The organism is Blastopirellula marina DSM 3645, from assembly GCF_000153105.1.
Classification (GTDB): Bacteria; Planctomycetota; Planctomycetia; order Pirellulales; family Pirellulaceae; genus Blastopirellula; species Blastopirellula marina.
In genome coordinates this window covers 186739-205910 of the sequence record NZ_CH672376.1, presented here as the reverse complement: position 1 = coordinate 205910, position 19172 = coordinate 186739, and the positions used below count along the sequence as shown (strand labels likewise).

Sequence of the window (19172 nt, the reverse complement as noted above, 5' to 3'; positions counted from 1 at the left end):
CTGTCCTAACTGTCGCCGTCTTTTAGACCTAAGCGTGAGAGCCAGTTGCCGCGAGTCGGCTTGTCGTCACCCTTGTTGCCGGTCGAGGGACTCAGCTTGCTGAGTTTGTCCCGCTCATTTTCCAGACGCTGCAATTTGTCTTCTAGCTCGGCTCGTTCGCGCGCGATTTTCGCTCGCTCGACCGAGATGTCGACTTCCGCTTTTCGCAGCTTGTCTTTCCATTGCGCTTGCAGATTTTTCAGGTTCTCGCGTTCCTGCTTCACCAGGTCGTCTTGATCGAGCATCTCGGCGATCGCATTGGCGCCCATCGCGAGACCGTTGGCGGCGGCTGCGTTGCCTTGTTGCGATTCGTCCAATTTATGGCGCAGTTCCGCCAGCTCTTCTTCTTTGACTCTGATCGCTCGATCGGTGCTGGCGATCGCATCTTGGATCTTCATCTTTTCGCGACGCTCTTCTTCGTCCAAGTCCTCGTCGTAGTCGGCTTCCAGCTGCGCCAACATGCGTCGTTTGGTCGCTTCCCAATCCATGCCGTCGTCATTGGCGGCGGTTGGAGGTCCAGCCGATCCCGCTTTCTTCAGTTTCGCTTCCAGCTCGGCATTGGCCGCTTTGGTTTGTTTCAAATCATCGAGCGACATTTGCAGACGCCGCCGCAGCGTTTCGATCTCTTCGGCGTCGGCCTCGGCTTCGCCGGATCCCCCCTCCTGCAATTGTCTCTGCAGGTCGCTGATTTTTTCGAGCAGGTCATTTTTGTCGCGGCGAAGTTCGGCCGAAAGTTCGTCGCTTGATTCTCCGGAACCAGATTCGGCCGCGATTCGCTCGTTTTCTTGCTCCAGCGCCGCCGACTTTTCTTGCTCCGCTTCCAATTGTCGACGCAGGGAGCCGACTTGTTCGCGAATCTGCTCTGAATCGCCGCGTGCTTGGAAGAGGGCCACTTGCGACGCATCGAGCTGGCTTTTCAGTTCGCCTTGGATTTCATCGAGCTGTCGACGCAGATCTTCGTTTTCGATCCGCAGTTTGTCCGACTCGTCGTTCAAACCAGATCGTTCGCTTTCACGGCTTTGCAACTGTTGCCGCAGCTCTTCTCGTTCTGATTCTGCGCACAGCAGCTTCGCCGTCAATTCTTCGCGACTCGAAGCATCGGCCTGGGCGGTCGCTAGTTCGTCACGCAGCGTAACCAGTTCGAGTTCTATTCCGGCAAGCGACTCTTCGCCTTGCAGCAGTGCTTCGGATTGCTGCTGTTGGAGTGCGGTGACTTGCGCCGCCAACTTGCCGGCTTCCGCCTCTTTGTGATCCAGCGATTTCTGGACTTCCGACAGTTTGGCCGAAAGTTCCGAGGCTTGTTGAGATTCGGCAGCCGCTTGCTGATGCAGCGCGTCAAGCTCGGTGCGCAACTTATCGCGATCGGCGGCGATCTGAGCGACTTCGGCACTGCGTTCGTGCTGCGATTTGCGCGACGCTTCCAGCTGATCGCGTAACGACTGGGCGTCGACTTCCGATTGCCCGACACGACTTTGCAGGTCTTCGTATTGTCGACGGAAATCGTCGCGCTGCGACTGAGCGGTCGCGAGTTCGTTCGTCAGCGACTCTTGTGCGGATTGCAGTTGATCGCGGCGACTCGCAAGCTCGATCTGCTTTTTCTCGGCTTGGGCGACTTCACTGCGCGCGACGCTCAGCTCGGTTCGCAACGATTCGCAATCGGCAGTCAGACGCTCACGCTGGGCGACGTGGGCTTCGCGATCGCCACGTAGATTGTCCGCCTCTTTATTGATGCGTGCGACTTCTTGCTCGGTTTGCTGCAGCTTCGCTTGCAGACTTTCGGTGCGACTCTCGGCGTCCATACGGACGCGGGCGATTTCGTGCTCGGCCTGATGCAGCTTCGCCTGGAGATCGTCGGCGCGACTGTCCGCTTCGGCCAGCGATTTCTGCAGTTCGCCTGATTCGCCGCACTGCTCTGAGAATTGTTGCTGGCGTTGCAGGAGCGCTTGCTCCCGTTCGGCCAATTGAGCGGCAAGCTCGTTCAGCTCGTCCTGGCGGGATTGTTGCTCTTGCTCACGCTGTCGCCGTTCGGCTTGCCATTGCGCTTGTTGCTGTTGGAACGCTGCGACGGAAGCGGTCAGTTCAGCAGAGTCGCTTTGCAGCTTTTCGGTGGTCGCAGAGAGTTCGCCTGCTTGCCCATCCAGCGTTTGTTCTTTGCTCTGCAATCCGTCGGTGACCGTCTTCAACTGCTGCAGGATTCGAAGTTCGATCTGCTCGAGCGACTGGCGTCGCTCGGTCAATACGGTCCGCGCACGATCGCGCTGACGGCCGATGGCAGTCGCCAGGTCATCGAGGGGAGATTTTCTCACTTGGGGATTTACGTCTTCCATGATTCCACGACAGGATTCGGGTGACTCGGCGCTTCGGCCCAGGAAGCGACCGCCTCGAGTCTCGTTGCGTAAATTCGTCTACGCTTCTATAGATTAGGTCGTCATTCGCAGAAGCGCCGATTCTCGACTGATGATTTCCCGCATCAACGGAGATCCACATGCGCAGCAAAACGGCGTCGCAATTAGCCGACGCCGTTAAAATCGCTACAGCCGGCCCTTCGGATCAGCCGCTGCAAGTGGATTCGCTCGCGGTTAAGCGGCCGGCGAGTCGGGCAAGGTACGAATGCCGATCGACAGCATCACCCAGTACCAACCGCTGAAAATCAATTCGATGCCCAGAAACATGCCGACGATAAAGAACGAGTTGTCGGGCCATCCTTTGTTGATCATCAAGCCCAGCAAAACGCTGATCACTCCGGAGAGCATCTGCCAACCCCAGGCCGGGAAGCGAATCGTCAGCGCTGCGACGATGCGGAAGAGTCCGCCCACGATCAAAAAGGCGGCGATCAGCAGGGTGACCGCTTTCAGAGAATCGATCGGAGCGTCAATCATCAACATGCCGACGACTGCGTAGAAAATACCGAGCAGAAGGTGCAATGCCATGCCGCTCCAGCGACCTGCCCAAAAGGCGCTGGCGATTTGCGCCGCTCCGCCCAATACCATCAGCAAACCGAAAAAGACGATGACCGCCAACGAAGTAATGAACGCAGAGCCCAAAGCGACGAGGCCCAGTACGATCAGACCGATGCCGAGAAACAGGAACCAGCACCATTCCTTACGCAAGTCGTGTAATTCGTGACGGATTTCCGGAGGAAAATTGGTTTCGTTGGACATAGCTCGAGAGCTCCCGGTAACAAAATGAGGGGGACGTTGTTTGCTTGTTTGGTAAAACCGCTACTAGGACTCTAGCCGCCGTTTCGGCGCCAGGCGGCGACTACGAGTCGAAGTGCGCAAAAAAAATCCCCGGCCAGGGCCGAGGATTTTAGCGATGTTAGCGGTTACTCTGGCGACTCTAGCCGGCGATCGAAGCCTTCGCTTCTTTCACGACGTTTTCGGCCGTAATGCCAAAGTAGGGGAAGAGCTCATCCGCCGGAGCGCTGGCCCCAAACCCTTTCATGCCGACAAACCGGCCGCGGAAACCGAGATATTTATCCCAAGACTGGCGAACGCCGGCTTCGACCGCGACGCGAGCCACGACGCTGCTCGGCAGAACGCTTTCTTGGTAGGCGGCGTCTTGGTTCTCGAACAACTCGGCGCACGGCATGCTGACCACGCGAGCTTTTATCCCGTCGGCCTTCAACGTTTCGTACGCTTCCACCGCCATCGACAGTTCGCTGCCGGTCGCCATCAAAATCACTTCCGGCGTGCCGCCGCAATCGGCCAACACGTATCCGCCGCGAGTGGTTCCGCTGGCGCAAGCATATTTATCGCGGTCCAGCGTCGGCAGGTTTTGGCGAGTCAGGACGATGATCGACGGGCGATCGGTTAGTTCCATCACCGCTTTGTAGGCTTGCGACACTTCGTTGGCGTCCCCCGGACGGAAGACCGCGACGTTCGGAATCGCGCGAATCGCGGTCAGGTGCTCTACCGGTTGGTGGGTCGGTCCATCTTCGCCGACACCGATCGAATCGTGCGTGAAGATGTAGAGCACCGGCAATCCCATGATCGCCGACAATCGCATCGACGGACGCAAATAGTCGCTAAAGACGAAGAACGTGGAGATGAAGGGCCGATATCCCGACAAGCACAAGCCGTTGGCGATCGCAGCCATCGCATGTTCGCGAATGCCGAAGTGCATGTTGCGGCCGCTGTGGTCGTCCGCCAAAAAGCTGCCGGCGCCGGGGAACTTCAAACCGGTTTTGGTCGAAGGCTCCAAGTCGGCCGAACCGCCCAACAAGCTGGGTACGCTTTTGGCGATCGCATTAAGCACCTGACCGCCGGAAGCGCGAGACGCGACTCCCTTCGGATTGGCGTCAAACTTCGGCAGTTCGGCGTCCCACTCGGTCGGCAAATCGCCCGACATGATCTGCTTCCATTCATTCGCTTCGGCCGGGAACGCTTTTTCATAGACGGCGAATTTCGCTTCCCAATCGGTGCGAGCCGACGCTCCACGAGCGCCCATCGTTTCGGCGAAGTGCTCGGTCGTCTCGGTCGGAACCGCAAATTTGTCGTAGCTCCAGCCGTAGGCTTCTTTGGTCGCGGCAATTTCGGCTTCGCCCAGGGGAGCGCCGTGAGCGCCATGCGTGTTGGCCATTGTCGGCGCGCCCCATGCGATGATGCTGCGCACGATGATCAAGGTCGGTTTGTCTTCGGTCGCTTTGAATGAATCGTAAGCAGCGTTCAACAAGCCCAAGTTATTCGCGTCGGCAACCTTCACCACGTGCCAACCAAGACCTTCAAAGCGAGTTGCGACATCTTCGCTAAATGCGAGTTCGGTGTCCCCTTCGATCGTGATATGATTGTCGTCGTAGATCCAGCAAAGGTTCGACAGCTTCAGGTGACCGGCGATCGACGCCGCTTCGCAAGCGACCCCTTCCATCAAGTCGCCGTCGCTGCAAATCGCGTAAACGTCATAACCAAACACTTCATGGCCGGGACGGTTATAGCGGGTACGTTCATACTCGGCGGCCATCGCCATGCCGACGCTGTTTGCGACGCCTTGGCCTAGCGGACCGGTCGTCGTTTCGATTCCGGTGACTTCGTAGCTTTCCGGATGGCCGGCGCATGGGCTGTGCAACTGACGAAATCGTTTGATGTCGTCGATTTTGACCGATAGCTCGTCGCCGCCATTTTTGTTCTTCACGCCGGCCAGATGCAGCAGCGAGTAAATTAGCATCGACGCGTGACCGCACGACAAGACGAAGCGATCGCGTCCCGCCCAACGGGGATAGTTGGGATCATAGTTCAGATGATTGGACCACAACGTGTAGGCGACCGGAGCAAGCGCCATCGGCGTGCCGGGGTGACCGCTATTAGCCGCCTGAACGGCGTCCATCGACAAGGTACGGATGGCGTTGATCGTTAGCTGTTCGATGCTGGTTGTGGAAACGGACATTCGGCTTCAATTCTCGCGTGACAGTAAAATAAGAAGGGGATCGCAGCGGAAGCTTGCAACGATCGGCCGGTCGGAGCGCACAACGGCGCACTCGTTCCGCAAACCGGCTATTGTACCGGTCTCGAAAGCGAAGCGTCAACGATGCCGAACCCGCCAAAAGAAGGCTTTCTTTGGACCTTAATGGCGGTCAAAGCGGAGCATTAACTTCCCACCCCTTTGAATTCGCCGCTTCGGACCACTATTTTTGGGGCCTTCCCCTTTTTTCCAATTGTTGATTCTGACCTAAAAACCCAACGAGTCCCGCACATGGAACAACGTATTGAACGCTTGGAAGAGCTGGTGACCTATCTCGAAGAGACGCTCCGCGTCCTCAACGAAGTGGTCATTCAACAGGCGAACCAACTCGACAAAGTAACCAAACATTGCCAACAGTTCTCCAACGAACTACGCGATGTTCGTGAACAGATGACCGAGAAACGCAGCCCTGACGAAGAACGCCCGCCGCACTATTAATCGTTGCAGCGGAATCCGAGCAGGACAAACTAGACGGTTTCGATGGGTTGCGGTTCGACCGCGGGCAGCTCGATGTAGAAGGTGCATCCCTGCCCTGGCCCCGGCGAATCGAGCCAGATGCGTCCTCCCTGCAATTGAATAATCCGCTGCACCAGCGCCAGTCCGACGCCGGTCCCTTCGGTGCGCGGATCGAGCTTTTCAAACAATCCGAAAACGCGCTGATGAAACTTCGGATCGATGCCGATGCCGTTGTCTTTAACAAAAATCGTCGGCGGGCGGTCTCTGCCGGTGATCACGCCGATTTCAATCGAAGGATTTTGCGAGCACCGATATTTGACCGCATTCTCCAGCAGGTTCTGAAACACTTGCTGCCAGCGGACGCGATCGCCGCTAATCGTCGGCAGCGCGTCTTTGATGTTGATCTGAATGCCGGCGTTCTTGATACGCGCGTCCAGCAGAGACATCGACTCTTGCACCAATTCGTGCAGCGGAACAATTTCATGGGGATCCAAAACGCGACCGACGCGCGACAATTCCAACAGGTTGTCGAGCAGCGTTCCCATTTTACGAACCGCCTGCATGATCTCATGGCAATCTTGCTTGACCGCTTCGGCCTCTTTGCGCTCGATATCTTCTTTCAGTATTCCGACAAAACCGCTGAGCGTCACGAGCGGACTGCGAAGCTCATGCGAAACGGTGTAGGTAAACCGCTCTAGCTCTGAGTTTTTGAATTCCAGTTCCGAAATGAGTCGCTCCCGTTCCACCTCCGCTTCTTTCGATTCAGAGACATCGGTAAACGCGCCCAGCATTCGCTTCGGCTCCCCTTTTTCATCGCGTATCAGCGTGCCGGAAGAGTGAATCCATCGATAGCGTCCGTCGCGGGCTTGCAGCCGCAGATCGAAGGAGAATTCCCCTCCCTCCGACCCCTTGAGATAGCCGTCGAGCCAAGCAAGGTGTTCCGGCAGATCCTCGGGATGCATTAACGAATAAATCGTCATCCGCTGCGATCCCATTTCTTCGACGGTGTATCCCAGCGTCTCATAAATGCGGTCAGAGTAGCTGATCGTGTCGTTTACAATATCCCAATCCCAGACCACGTCGCTGGTCAGATCAACAATCAATTGCAAACGATGCTCGTTCTCCTGCAAATTGGATTCCGCCGTCTTACGCTCGAGTTCTTTGCCGGCGCCGGAGGCGAATAACTTTAACATCGACGTGATCAACTCGATGTCGTCAAACGGCTTATCGTTCAGCAACGACAGTAATCCAATCACTTCGCCGCGCGAATTGGTGAGCGGCGCCCCTGCATAGCTGACGTAGCCAAATTCGCGCAGCATTTCATCCTTGGGAAACATCTCCTGGACGTCGTCCCGGTAAATCGCCAGGCAATTACAGGCAATCTGTTCGCAAGGCGTATCGGTCAGATCATAGATCAGATCCTGGGGCAGAAGGTGTTCGTCTCGCTCCCAATGGGCCAAGACCAGCACCTTTGTTGGATCCTCGGGCGACAATTGGCCGACAAAGGCCAACTTGCTATCGAACGCCGCTCCCAATGAGTTGACGAGCGACTGCAAATAGGGAAGCCCCGACTGCTCGCCGATTTGCAGAATGGTTGTTCGCAAAATCTCGTCGGATCGGCGCAGTCGCTCAATTTCGTCGGTCTTTTCCATCGTGCAAAATCATCGCGCATGGGAGATTTGTTTGCCGAAGTCTAGTCTGTACGACGAGATTCACGAAGCGAAGATTTTAGAAATGGGGGATACCCGCAGTTTCCAAGCCGCACCAAAGAGCAATCTGCACCCGACGGCTGCGAATTACCTGAAGAAAGCACGACGAGCCTGTCCGGCTACTCTTCGTCGTCAAGGAAGAGATCCTTCAGACCGGCGACAACGTCCCCAAAATAACTGCTGATCGTGCCTGACCAGGCGCTCCACAGTTCATCACTGTCGATCAACTCGGTCATGATCTCGATTTCGATTTCCGTCTCAAACAGTTGATCGTCGGCTTCAATCTGCAGAAACGTCTCTTTATCGCCGTCGTTGTCTCCATCCGAATAGGAGACGTTCCCTTGCAGCAGAGTAAAATCGAATCCGACCGGAAAGACGAACTCGACCCGCAACAGCGCCTGCAGGGCCAACAACATCGCTGGATCCGGCGCCAACCGGTTGCCGCCGACGTCAATGGGAACAAAACGCAACGGCGGGTCGTTCTGACCGCCGTCGCCGGGGTCTCCTTCATCACCGGGACCCGTTCCGCCGCCGGGATATTCCCCGCCGCCGACCGTAGTTTCGGCGATCCAGGCCTCGGGATAGTTCGCCGGAAACTCGATTTCTGACGAGCCCCAGTTCTTGCCCAAATTCCGAATCATATAAGACATGTCGATGAGCGACACGACGTAATCTTTGTTGACGTCCGCGTACCAGGCCGCATTACCGTTGGGTGCACTGGTCGAATTGCCGAGTGCGCGAATCATCATCGACAAATCAATCATATTGATCGATTGATCGTCATTCAGATCGTAGATCACCGGAACAAGCCCAAACTCGGGGGCTTCGGCCGATTGGACGTCCAGCGCGTTCCCGTCCGATGTCATCGCTGCGCTGCGCACCATCTCAAGTTCTAGCGAATGCGGACCAACCGTGCCTGTTTCGAGGTCGAGCTTGACGTTGTCTCGGATCGAGTCCGCGCCAAATTCAATTCGAGCAAACAACACCAGGCCCTCCGCTGCCCCATCGCCTGCAATCGGCGGCTGCGCGTGTGCGGTAACATTGCGTAGTTCGCCAACCTGGTCGTCGATCGAAAACTGGCCGCTGGCGAACGCCGGCCCAAAGGTCACATTCCGTGGAGTCGCAAACTCGGTCTGATAATTCAGGTCGACCGACATATCGTCGACCGATTCGCCCGATTCCACCCAAACTTCCACAAAATAACGATCCCACTCGTGGGTGCGGAGCATGCTCTCTGGCAATTGCTCAACGCTGCCGTGGTCAGAATCGGAAAACTCGGTGGGGTCCGTAACGATGCTAAAGTGCAGAAGAACAGGAGACGCGTCGACCTGCTCTCCTTCTAACTCGAACTGACGTGGTCCGAAGTTGGGCGCCGGCGGCGGCGTTGCCTCGAAATCTGCAGGAGCATCACCCAATACAAAGTCGGCGTCTAGAAACGCGTCGGCGGCGAGCATCGCTCGAACTTCGAGCGACTCGATCGATGCGCCTCGACGTACATGGATACGCCGGACGCGCAGGGGATGTCCGCTTTGAGGTCGCCACATGGCGATGTTGCTTGCCCAGAATATGAGGAGGTTGCCTGAGACGCCGGTGTTCCGTCCGTACGCCAAGGTGTGAGGTTTCAGGGAGGTCCGAGGCCCGCGCTTGCCCTCATCCTGTGACCGTGTACTCCGTTATAAGGACAATCTGGGGGGATTGGAACGGTCCGGCGGAATTTTCTTGAAAATCTTACATATCCGCCCTTCGGGTACCCGCAACGGCAACTCACCACCCAAATAGGCGTTCTACGAAATATACGGCGTTTGCTCGCCCAAATCCGCCCAGCGCACTGCTTAGCTAGCCAAAAATTCTGCGGTAGATACCGACGTCGCATAGCCAAATTGCAATGCCGCCATAAATGCGGCGTGCGCCTGGGCAGCCGGGACGTGCACTCCGTTGAAATCGAGATCGCGTGCAGCGCACGCGTCATGCACCACGGTGCATTGGTAGCCCAAATCGCTGGAAGCCCGCGTCGCCGCATCGACGCACATATGGCTCATCGCGCCGCAAATCACCACCTTCTCAATCCCGGACGCGTCCAAAATTGATTTCAGCTCAGTTTCGCAATATGCGTTGATGTGGTGCTTTAGCACAACCGGCTCACTAGCCAAGTTCTGCACCTTGGGGTGGATCTGCGCTCCGCTAGAACCTGGGGCAAAGAACGGCGCATCGGCGGTCGGAAACTCGTGCCGGATATGCACGACTAAGTCTCCCGACGCGCGGGCAGCGCTCAAGAGTTGCGCCGCATTGTCGGCGGCCTGCTCCATCCCACTTAAAGCCCAGCGACCGCCTGGAAAATAGTCATTTTGAATATCGATCACGATCAACGCGTATTTCGCCATTCACTTTACCCTTTCGCGATGTTTCCGCCGAGTAATGCTTTGCTTAGCACAAGCCGCGGCGGATCGTGACGTCACGATATCGCGGCGCATTCCGACGGTCAAAGAGTTTTCCTTTGGCGACGCCGCTACTTCTTCACGGCCTTCCGTCGAAAACAATCGGCCGCGTGGTCGTTGACGATTCCGGTCGCCTGCATCCAGGCGTAAACGATCACCGGACCGACAAATTTAAAGCCGCGGTGTTTGAGCTCTTTCGAGATCGCTTCGGATAGAGGAGTCTTCGTCGGCACAACTCCGGTGTTGTTCTGGATCGGCTTTCCTCCGGCCAGTTTCCAGACGAATGTCGAGAAGTCTTCGCCCGATTCATGCATCGCCAGGTAAATTCGAGCCCCCTGAATCGTCGATTCGATCTTAGCGCGAGAGCGGACGATTTTGGCATTTTCTAGGAGCCGATGGACGTCCCGTTGGCCAAACCGCGCGACCTGCTCAGGATCAAACTGAGCGAACGCTTCGCGAAAGGCGGCTCGCTTGCGCAAAATGGTCAGCCACGATAAGCCGGCCTGGAACCCATCCAGCATCAATTTTTCCCACAGCGCTCGACTGTCGTACTCGGGAACTCCCCACTCTTCGTCGTGATAGGCGCCTAGCAAATCATTGCTGTCAGCCCATTTGCATCGTTTTGGCATCAGATCAATCTGGGTTGAGTTTCGACTCGAACAAAACGCGGAAGGCTGGTCGCCCAGCCTTCCGCCGCTGTGGTTCGGATGATCGCCGCCGCCAAGCGTTACAGCTTCGGACAGGCAAAGCAAAAAAGGGGGCCCCACTTCGGTTCGCGGGAATTCTCGACCAATTCCATTGCTCCTCCCGCTTGTACGCGACTCTTTCCTGGGGTTAAATTGGAGGGATTTTACGCCGAAGCCTCTGCCCCTAGAGGGTGGAACGATCTTTCCCACTTTGTCTTTTTCAACAGAACTGGGACCACGGTGCCGCGACGCGACGACATCAAGAAAATCCTGCTCATTGGTTCTGGTCCGATCATCATCGGCCAGGCCTGCGAATTCGATTACTCCGGCACTCAGGCCTGCAAGGCGCTGCGCGAGGAAGGATATGAGGTGGTGTTGGTAAATTCCAACCCGGCCACCATCATGACCGACCCCGACATGGCCGATCGCACCTATATCGAGCCGCTCTCGTGGGAGATCATCGAAAAAATCATCGCCAAAGAGCGCCCCGATGCGCTGCTGCCGACCCTCGGCGGACAGACCGCGTTGAACCTGGCGATGGAACTAGAGAAACACGGCGTGCTCGAAAAGTACGGCGTTGAGATGATCGGCGCCAACGCCGCCGTCATCGCCAAAGCGGAAGAACGCGAGCAGTTCAAAGCGGCGATGGAAAAGATCGGGCTCGAAGTCTGTCGCGGCGGAACGGTCCATACGATTCAAGAAGCGCGAGCCGTGCTCGACGAAATCGGCCTGCCGGCCGTCGTTCGTCCCAGCTTCACGATGGGCGGATCGGGCTCGGCGATCGCTTACAACCGCGAAGAGTTCGACTCGCTAGTCCGTAACGGCCTGGATCAATCGCCGGTCAACGAAGTGCTGATTGAAGAGTCAGTGATCGGTTGGAAAGAGTACGAGATGGAGGTGATGCGCGACGTCGCCGACAACGTCGTGATCATCTGTACGATCGAAAACTTTGACCCGGTCGGCGTCCACACCGGCGACTCGATCACGGTCGCTCCGGCTCAGACGCTTAGCGACAAAGAATACCAGCGGATGCGTGACGCTTCGCTCGCGGTGATTCGCGAGATCGGCGTCGAGACCGGCGGCTCGAACATTCAGTTCGCCAACGATCCGCATTCGGACCGAATGATCGTCATCGAGATGAATCCCCGCGTCAGTCGCAGTTCGGCGCTCGCGTCAAAGGCGACCGGTTTTCCGATCGCCAAGATCGCGGCCAAACTAGCGGTCGGCTATTTGCTGCACGAACTGCCGAACGACATCACGCGCGAGACGCTCGCCTGCTTCGAGCCGACGATCGACTACGTCGTCACCAAGATTCCGCGATTTGCGTTTGAGAAATTCCCCGAAGCGGACGCGACGCTGACGACGCAAATGAAGAGCGTCGGCGAAACGATGGCGATCGGCCGCACCTTCAAAGAATCATTCCAAAAAGCGCTGCGCGGGCTCGAAGTCGGACGTTTCGGTTTCGGCAGCGACGGCAAGGATCTGTGGGGAACCGAAGAGCAGCCGTCGGATGACGAGATTCGGGCCAAGCTCAGCACGCCCAACGCCGACCGTCCCTGGTATCTGCGGTATGCGATCAAGTCGGGCATGACGCTGGAAAAGATCTACCAGCTGACCTTCATCGATCCCTGGTTCATCGATCAGCTGCAACAGTTGGTCGAAAAAGAAGAAGAACTAGCCGCGATCGGCTCGCTAAGCGCGATCACCGCCGCTCAGATGAAAGAAGCGAAGCAGTTCGGATATTCCGATCGCCAACTCGCGACGCTGCTAGGCAGCAGCGAGCTGGAAGTTCGCAAACAGCGGAAGAAGCTCGGCGTGATCACCACCTTCAAATCGGTCGACACTTGCGCCGCCGAGTTTGAAGCGTACACGCCTTATTTCTATTCGACCTATGAGGACGAAGATGAAACGCCGGCGAAGAATCCGGACAAGAAACGCGTGATGATTCTCGGCGGCGGTCCCAACCGGATCGGCCAAGGAATCGAGTTCGACTATTGCTGCTGCCATGCTAGTTTCGCACTGCGCGAACTGGGGATCGAATCGATCATGGTCAACAGCAACCCCGAGACGGTCAGCACCGACTACGACACCAGCGACATTCTGTTCTTCGAGCCGCTGACGACCGAAGACGTGCTGAACATCTGCGACAAGGTGCAGCCCGACGGAGTGATCGTGCAGTTTGGCGGACAAACCCCGTTGAACTTGGCGCGAGCTTTGGCGACTGCCGGCGTCCCGATCATCGGCACGAGCGTCGACACGATCGAAGCGGCCGAAGATCGCGAAAAGTTCCAGAAGTTGCTCAATCAGCTGGGCCTGAAGCAACCGGCCAATGCGATCGCGCGAACCATGACCCAGGCTCGCACCGAGTCGGCCAAGGTCGGCTATCCGTCGCTGGTTCGTCCGAGCTTTGTGCTCGGCGGCCGCGCCATGGAGATCTGCTACGACGATAAGCAGTTCGAGCGTTACGTCGCCGAAGCGTTCCTGGTCGCGCAAGGTCAGCCGGTCCTGATCGACCGCTTCCTGGAAGACGCGACCGAAGTCGACGTCGACTGCATCAGCGACGGCGAGAACGTCGTTGTCGCCGGCATCATGGAGCATATCGAAGAAGCCGGCGTCCACTCCGGCGACTCGGCGTGTTCGATTCCTCCCTACAGCTTGCCGGGCCCAGTCGTGAATGAAATTCGCGAAGCGACCGTTGCGATGGCGCGCAAGCTGAAGGTGATCGGCTTGATGAACGTGCAGTTCGCCGTCAAGCAAGAAGATGGCAAGATGAACGTCTATGTGCTGGAAGTGAATCCTCGCGCCAGCCGCACGGTGCCGTTTGTCGCCAAAGCGACCGGCATGCAAGTCGCCAAGATCGCCGCCAAGGTGATGACCGGCATGACCCTGCCGGAATTGGGCGTCACCAAAGAACCGATCCCCGCGCACGTCTCGATCAAAGAGTCGGTCTTCCCGTTCCGCAAGTTCAGCGGCGTCGATATCGTCCTGGGTCCCGAGATGCGTTCGACCGGCGAAGTGATGGGGATCAGCGAACGCTTTTCGATCGCTTTCGCCAAAAGCCAACTCGCCGCCGGCATCCTTTTGCCCCAACCGGAAGATGGCAAAATCTTCCTCAGCGTGTCGCCGCGCCACAAAGAGCATATTGTCGAGATCGCCAAACGACTCGACTCGCTGGGCTTCCAACTGGTCTGCACCGAAGGAACCGCCAAACGCTTGCGTGAAGAGGGTCTGAAGGTCGAGCAAATCAAAAAGCTGGCCGAGGGTCATCCGAACCTGCTAGACCTGTTGATCGACGGCGCCGTCTCGCTGGTGATGAACACGCCCAGCGGCAAAGGAGCCCGCACCGACGAAGGCCGCATCCGCGCCGCCGCCGTGCAACATGGCGTCCCCTGCATCACGACGATCCAAGCCGCCGAAGCCGCCGCCAAAGCGATGGAAGCGCTTCGCAACGGCGAGATGAATGTGCTGTCGTTACAGGACCGTTTTCAAAAGATGGGCGAGCAGTAGAGCCGCAACATGCGGTGAATGTTCGCCTTGGGGCGATCGTGCTGTTAAAATCGCGTCGGCTTTCCCATTCGCGTTTCGTCAGCACGCTCGCGTTCCATGAAAAAGACGACCCTCTATCTGCTCATCATTGGCGGCGTTTTGTTGCTGACGATCTTTTCGCTCGTTTGGATCATCGCCGGTCCATCGGGGCCGATTATCCTCTCGAAACAGACGACCTATCTGACAGGGCCGTTGAACGCGAATGGATTGATTGACTACGAGCGAGCGATTCTCGAGATGCAAGCAGCGAACGTCGAGCCTCAGGAAAACGCTGCGATCCCCTATCTGCAAGCGATGTGGCCGTGCGAGTTGACTCCGGAAGAACAAGCCTGGGTTTGCAATGCGTTGCAAATGTCGCAGCCTAGTCAACACGGCATGGTTCACTCGGGCAGCGACGCTACGCTCGATGCGGTCACGGATTGGCTGAATCAACAACAAGCAGTGAACGCCGACGCCCAAGACTTGACGCCGCTCACCAAGACGGATGCGCTAGTCGCAGTCGGACTCGCGTACTGGACCCCTTGGACGCGCGAACAACTGCCGCCGCTAGCCGATTGGCTGGATCAACAAGCGCCGCACTTCGCTAAGCTGCATGAAATCAACGAACGGCCGAAGTACTTTCTCCCCTCCCCCAGCTTCTTGAATAACCAGTCTGATGCGATCCTCAATTGCTTGATGCAGACCATCCAGGCACAACGCGAAGCGGCGCGATGCCTCAGCGTTCGAGCGATGTTGCATGTTGGTGAAAATCGCCCCCGCAAGGCCTGGGAGGATATGAAGACCCTCTTTGTGCTCAGCCGCTGTCACTCTCGCCCCGGCTTTCTCGTCGAGCTGCTGGTGAGCGCGGCGGTCCGAGGTATGGCCTGCGGCGAGTTGCAAGTGCTGCTAAGCAGCGGCCAGTGCGATGCTCAGCTGCTTGGCGAAATCGAGCAGTTTTTGGCGCAGCTCCAACCGTTCGACGAAATGGCGCTCGCAATCGGCACGACGGAACGCATGATGGGACTCGATGCGGCAGTCGCTCTTTGCACGCAGGAAGGAGCGGCCAATGACCTGCTGGGCGATGCAGACCAACTGTCGGCGCTTGCCCACGTCCCCTTCGATCGCAACGCGATGCTAGTCAAACTGAATGAATGGTACGACCGCATGGTCGTAATCTTAGAAATCAAAGACCTCAATGAACGTCAAGCGGCGGCGGATCAGCTGGAAATCGAGATTGAAACGATGGCCGCTGGAATCAAAGATCCCAGCAATTTGGCCGGCGCCATTTTTAACCAATCGAGCCGCGGAGAATGGATTGCTCAGTTTTTCGGAATGCTCTTGCTTCCCGCCGTGACGCAAGCCGGTCAAGCCGAAGAACGACTGAACCTCCAAGTCCAACTACTCAGGGTCGCCGTAGCGCTCGAGCTCATGAAAGCGGAGTCCGGCGACTATCCCGCCTCGCTCGACGCGCTGGCCAATCGCATCGATCCCCTGCTCTTGCAGGACCCCTATTCCGGCGATCGTCTCCACTACGAGCAGCGAGCGCCCGGCTACTTGCTTTACAGCATATTCATGGATCGCAAGGATGACGGCGGCACTTCCACCAACGGTGATATTGAAGCCGGCGAATGGCTTCCCGAGCCTACGGCTCAGACCTTTGAAGACGGCGATATGGTGATCCGCTTTCCCCAGCCCCAGAAGAAGTTCCTTGATCCGCCGCCGTGGGAAGTTGCACAAGACGAAATTGCAATCGAGTTAGAGGTGGAGGAACAGCCTTCGCTGGAAACCGCAAGTCCTTCGGAAGAATGATCGAATTCTAGTTCGGTCACGCCCGTTTTTACCCAAGCTCTCCTCTCGCCCGCCGAATCTCTCTCCGGCGGCGCCGATCATTGGCCCGTTTGCCGCTGCGCTGCTAGAATCGCGCTGGCCTTCTGTTGCGACTCCTCTCCTCCCCTGGCCTCTCATGAAAAAATCGACCCTCTATCTGCTCATCTTTGGCGGCGTTGCTCTTCTGGTGATCGTTTTGCTCGCTTGGATCATCGTCGGACCATCGGGGCCGATTCTGATCTCGAAGCAGACGACCTATCTAACCGAGCCGCTAGGCCGTAACGGCCTTGTCGACTACGAGAAGGCGCTCGTCGAGATCCAAGCGGCCAACATTTCGCCCGCCGAAAATGCCGCGATCCCTTACCTGCAAGCGACCTGGCCCTGCGACCTAGAACCCGAATATCAATCGCTGGTTTGCGACGCATTGCAAATGCCGATGCCAGCCGCTGATGGGATGAAGCCGTTTAGTAATGCCGATGTGCGAAAAGCGACGGCCGATTGGATCAATCAGCAAGCGGCGACGAAACAGGCCAACAATGCGGCTGAACCGTTTGGGCCAAGCGATGCCGATCTGATCCTTACCGAGGCGCTGGACATCCCCTGGACGCGCGATCAATTGTCGCCGTTGGCGGACTGGATCGACCAACAGGTTCCTCACTTTGACAAGCTGCACGAGATGAACGCTCGGCCCAAGTTCTTTCTGCCGTCGCCCAACATTCTCGACGGCAAGTATGAGATGCTCCTCGCTGCGCTCTTACCGACCGTCCAACATCAGCGCGATGCGGCCCGCTCTCTTTCGGCCCGCGCCATGTTGGCCATCGGCGAAAACCGCCCGGCCGACGCTTGGGAAGATATCAAAACGATCTTCACGCTCAGCCGTTGTCATTCGCAGCCCGGCTTTTTAGTCGAAATGCTTGTCAGCGGCGCGATCCGCGGCATGGCGATGGGCGATTTGCTGACGCTGCTTAACAGCGGTCAATGTGATGCGGCGCTGCTGGACAAAATCGAACAATTTCTCGCCCAGATCAAACCGGCGGATGGGATGGCCCCTGGGATCAGCACGATGGAACGTATCGCCGGGCTCGACGCGGCGATTTCTCTCAGCACGCATGAAATCAACGCCGACGCTGCGATTGGTTCCGGCGATGGATCGTTAAACTCGCTGACCTACGCGCCTTACGATCGCAATGCGATGCTCCGTAAGTTAAACCAATGGTACGATCGCTTGGCTGCGGCCGCCGAAATCGATAATCTTGACGATCGCAAAGCGGCGATGGACCAACTGGAAATCGACATCCAAGCCGAAACGCAAGGCGCGGTGAACGCCGGCAGCGTCACCGGCGCGATCTTTAATCAATCGGCCCGCGGCGAGTTGATCGCCAAAGTCTTGGCAGGGCTGTTGCTGCCGACCATCACCCAAGCGATGTTGGCCGAAGAGCGAACCAACTCGCAACTGCAACTCATGCGAGTCGCCGTCGCGCTGGAAACGTACAAAGTCGAAACCGGCGACTATCCCGATACGCTGACTCCGTTGGCCCAGCGCGTTGATCCAGCGCTGCTCCAAGATCCGTACTCCGCCGGTCAATTGAAATACCAGAAGCGACCGCCGGGCTACTTGCTCTACGGCGTCTTTCAAGACCGCACGGACGATGGTGGTAATTCGCAAGATGGTGAGATCATCTCCGGCGAATGGATCACCACCGAGCCGATCAGCATCTATCCCAACGGAGACCAGGTGATTCGCCTTCCGATGCCCAAAAAATCATTGTCGGACGTCATGCCTTGGAATTTACCAGCAGACGATTTTGAATCCGATTTTTCTTTCGATGAGACGCCTGCCGCCGAAGAACGGCCGTTGACTGAACCGCAAGCGACCGAGCCGGCCGCTCTGAACCCAGAAGCTACGCCGGAGTAGCCAAGAAACAAAACGACCGCCGATCTCGTTGCCAAGATCGGCGGCCAGACGCGAAGTAGGTTCGCTATTTAGATGGCGATTGCGCCAACAACATTACTTTTGCTGGGCGACCTGACGATCACTGTCACTCTGCAAACGTTGCAGTTGCGACAGCGATTCTTCAATCTCCTGACGCAATTGCTCGTCCGGCTCGGCGCTGGTCGGATCCAATTGGTCAATCTTCGCTTGGACCTCTTTGGTTAGCGAAGTGATTTTCTCGAGTCGCTGCTCCTTCTGCTGCAGTTCCGCTTGCAGTCGCGAGATCTCATCTTTCAACGGCTTGCGACTGGTCTGATTTTCATCCAATTGCTTTTGCGAGCTGTTGCGGAAGTCCTTCTTCTCTTGCTGATTCGAGTATTTCTGCAGAGTCGTTTTCGCCGTGTTCAACTTCTCTTCGACTTCCTGCAGCGAAACTTCTAGTTCCGATTGCGGCGGATCAACGTGCTCTGAAGGTTGCGGTTCCGAGGTTTTCTCTTTGGTGGCCACTTCCTCTTTAGAGGCCGCTGCTTCTTGAGTGGCCGCGTTCTCGTTCGTTACTTCTTCCTCTTTGGGCGCCGCTTCATCATTGGCCGACTCCGCTGGTTGCGACTCTTCGGTCTTCGCTTCTGGCGCGTCGGTCGAAACCGGCGACGTTTCCATTCCTTTTTCGTCCGCAGCACTCTCTTCGCCCGGCTTATCAGCCGTTTCGTTCTTCACTGTCATCTCGTCGGCGGCCGCCTTATCGTCTAACGATTCGCGGTGGACTTCGTGTTGTTCCAATTTTGGCGCGTTTTCGGCGGCGCTCTTGTTGGTTTCTTCATTGCCGGTCGATTCAGAATAGTTGGCGTATTCGTTCGACTGGTCGCTCACCTGCCCAGCGGGTTGACCGCAACCCAGCGGCGCGAAAGCAAACGGAAGCATAGCGAGGGATAATAGGGAAAGTCTCATCGTTCGAACTCCTTAGGGTCTATGTGCGAAAGATCGTTTTCTGGTTTGCAGCGGCACGTCTCTAATGGATTACAAGTCGCAACAGGCGTGCCGAAAACGATCGCTTTTGACCAAGTTCGAAAGGAAATGCAGCAGACGAAGTTGCTAGCGGAACGGA

The 19172-nt window shown here is 57.1% G+C and carries 12 protein-coding genes; 4 read left to right on the top strand and 8 right to left on the bottom strand.

Going from position 1 to position 19172, the window contains the following annotated elements; translation table 11 throughout:
- Positions 1–5: 5 nt before the first annotated feature.
- From DSM3645_RS02455 to tkt, 3 genes are all read right to left on the bottom strand, one after another.
- A complete protein-coding gene (locus DSM3645_RS02455; protein ID WP_002650424.1) occupies positions 6–2366 on the bottom strand; it encodes a hypothetical protein in 2361 nt (786 codons plus the stop codon).
- Between the two features lie 252 nt (positions 2367–2618).
- Entirely contained in the window at positions 2619–3200 is a 582-nt protein-coding gene (locus DSM3645_RS02450) for an HdeD family acid-resistance protein (protein ID WP_002650422.1), read from the bottom strand.
- Between the two features lie 178 nt (positions 3201–3378).
- The gene (gene tkt, locus DSM3645_RS02445; RefSeq protein WP_002650421.1) at positions 3379–5421 is read right to left on the bottom strand and encodes a transketolase; all 2043 of its coding nucleotides are present in this window, start codon (positions 5419–5421) and stop codon (positions 3379–3381) included.
- A gap of 306 nt (positions 5422–5727) precedes the next feature.
- Here tkt and DSM3645_RS02440 point away from each other — a divergent pair, with 306 nt between their 5' ends.
- Positions 5728–5934, top strand: coding sequence for a SlyX family protein (locus DSM3645_RS02440; RefSeq protein WP_002650420.1), 207 nt, complete (start codon positions 5728–5730; stop codon positions 5932–5934).
- 29 nt (positions 5935–5963) lie between these two features.
- Here the strand turns inward: DSM3645_RS02440 and DSM3645_RS27570 are convergent, their stop codons facing one another.
- From DSM3645_RS27570 to DSM3645_RS02420, 4 genes are all read right to left on the bottom strand, one after another.
- Positions 5964–7604: a GAF domain-containing sensor histidine kinase gene (locus tag DSM3645_RS27570; protein ID WP_002650419.1), complete on the bottom strand. Its 1641-nt coding sequence runs from the start codon at positions 7602–7604 to the stop codon at positions 5964–5966.
- A 176-nt stretch (positions 7605–7780) separates the two neighbouring features.
- Entirely contained in the window at positions 7781–9205 is a 1425-nt protein-coding gene (locus DSM3645_RS02430; RefSeq protein ID WP_002650418.1) for a dockerin type I domain-containing protein, read from the bottom strand.
- Between the two features lie 288 nt (positions 9206–9493).
- Positions 9494–10042 carry a cysteine hydrolase family protein gene (locus tag DSM3645_RS02425; protein ID WP_002650417.1) on the bottom strand — a complete coding sequence of 183 codons (549 nt, stop codon included), beginning with the start codon at positions 10040–10042 and terminating at the stop codon, positions 9494–9496.
- 125 nt (positions 10043–10167) lie between these two features.
- The gene (locus DSM3645_RS02420; RefSeq protein WP_040352017.1) at positions 10168–10725 is read right to left on the bottom strand and encodes a DNA-3-methyladenine glycosylase I; all 558 of its coding nucleotides are present in this window, start codon (positions 10723–10725) and stop codon (positions 10168–10170) included.
- Between the two features lie 297 nt (positions 10726–11022).
- On the opposite strand from DSM3645_RS02420, the gene carB reads away from it, so the two are divergent.
- The 3 genes from carB to DSM3645_RS02405 all read left to right on the top strand — a co-directional run bounded on the left by carB (position 11023) and on the right by DSM3645_RS02405 (position 18049).
- Entirely contained in the window at positions 11023–14289 is a 3267-nt protein-coding gene (carB, locus tag DSM3645_RS02415) for a carbamoyl-phosphate synthase large subunit (RefSeq protein WP_002650415.1), read from the top strand.
- 96 nt (positions 14290–14385) lie between these two features.
- Positions 14386–16116, top strand: coding sequence for a hypothetical protein (locus DSM3645_RS02410; RefSeq protein ID WP_002650413.1), 1731 nt, complete (start codon positions 14386–14388; stop codon positions 16114–16116).
- A 154-nt stretch (positions 16117–16270) separates the two neighbouring features.
- A complete protein-coding gene (locus tag DSM3645_RS02405) occupies positions 16271–18049 on the top strand; it encodes a hypothetical protein (RefSeq protein ID WP_002650412.1) in 1779 nt (592 codons plus the stop codon).
- 93 nt (positions 18050–18142) lie between these two features.
- On the opposite strand, the gene DSM3645_RS02400 is transcribed toward DSM3645_RS02405, so the two are convergent.
- On the bottom strand, positions 18143–19015 hold the full coding sequence (locus DSM3645_RS02400) for a hypothetical protein (protein ID WP_131282140.1): 873 nt from the start codon (positions 19013–19015) through the stop codon (positions 18143–18145).
- Positions 19016–19172 lie beyond the last annotated feature (157 nt).

Bases quoted from the DNA above. Each gene is read 5' to 3' on its own strand.
- DSM3645_RS02400 (WP_131282140.1), bottom strand. From the start codon at position 19,015: ATGAGACTTTCCCTATTATCCCTCGCTATGCTTCCGTTTGCTTTCGCG.
- DSM3645_RS02455 (WP_002650424.1), bottom strand. From the start codon at position 2,366: ATGGAAGACGTAAATCCCCAAGTGAGAAAATCTCCCCTCGATGACCTG.
- DSM3645_RS02420 (WP_040352017.1), bottom strand. From the start codon at position 10,725: ATGCCAAAACGATGCAAATGGGCTGACAGCAATGATTTGCTAGGCGCC.
- DSM3645_RS02440 (WP_002650420.1), top strand. From the start codon at position 5,728: ATGGAACAACGTATTGAACGCTTGGAAGAGCTGGTGACCTATCTCGAA.
- DSM3645_RS02425 (WP_002650417.1), bottom strand. From the start codon at position 10,042: ATGGCGAAATACGCGTTGATCGTGATCGATATTCAAAATGACTATTTT.
- DSM3645_RS02430 (WP_002650418.1), bottom strand. From the start codon at position 9,205: ATGTGGCGACCTCAAAGCGGACATCCCCTGCGCGTCCGGCGTATCCAT.
- DSM3645_RS27570 (WP_002650419.1), bottom strand. From the start codon at position 7,604: ATGGAAAAGACCGACGAAATTGAGCGACTGCGCCGATCCGACGAGATT.
- DSM3645_RS02450 (WP_002650422.1), bottom strand. From the start codon at position 3,200: ATGTCCAACGAAACCAATTTTCCTCCGGAAATCCGTCACGAATTACAC.
- tkt (WP_002650421.1), bottom strand. From the start codon at position 5,421: ATGTCCGTTTCCACAACCAGCATCGAACAGCTAACGATCAACGCCATC.
- DSM3645_RS02405 (WP_002650412.1), top strand. From the start codon at position 16,271: ATGAAAAAATCGACCCTCTATCTGCTCATCTTTGGCGGCGTTGCTCTT.
- DSM3645_RS02410 (WP_002650413.1), top strand. From the start codon at position 14,386: ATGAAAAAGACGACCCTCTATCTGCTCATCATTGGCGGCGTTTTGTTG.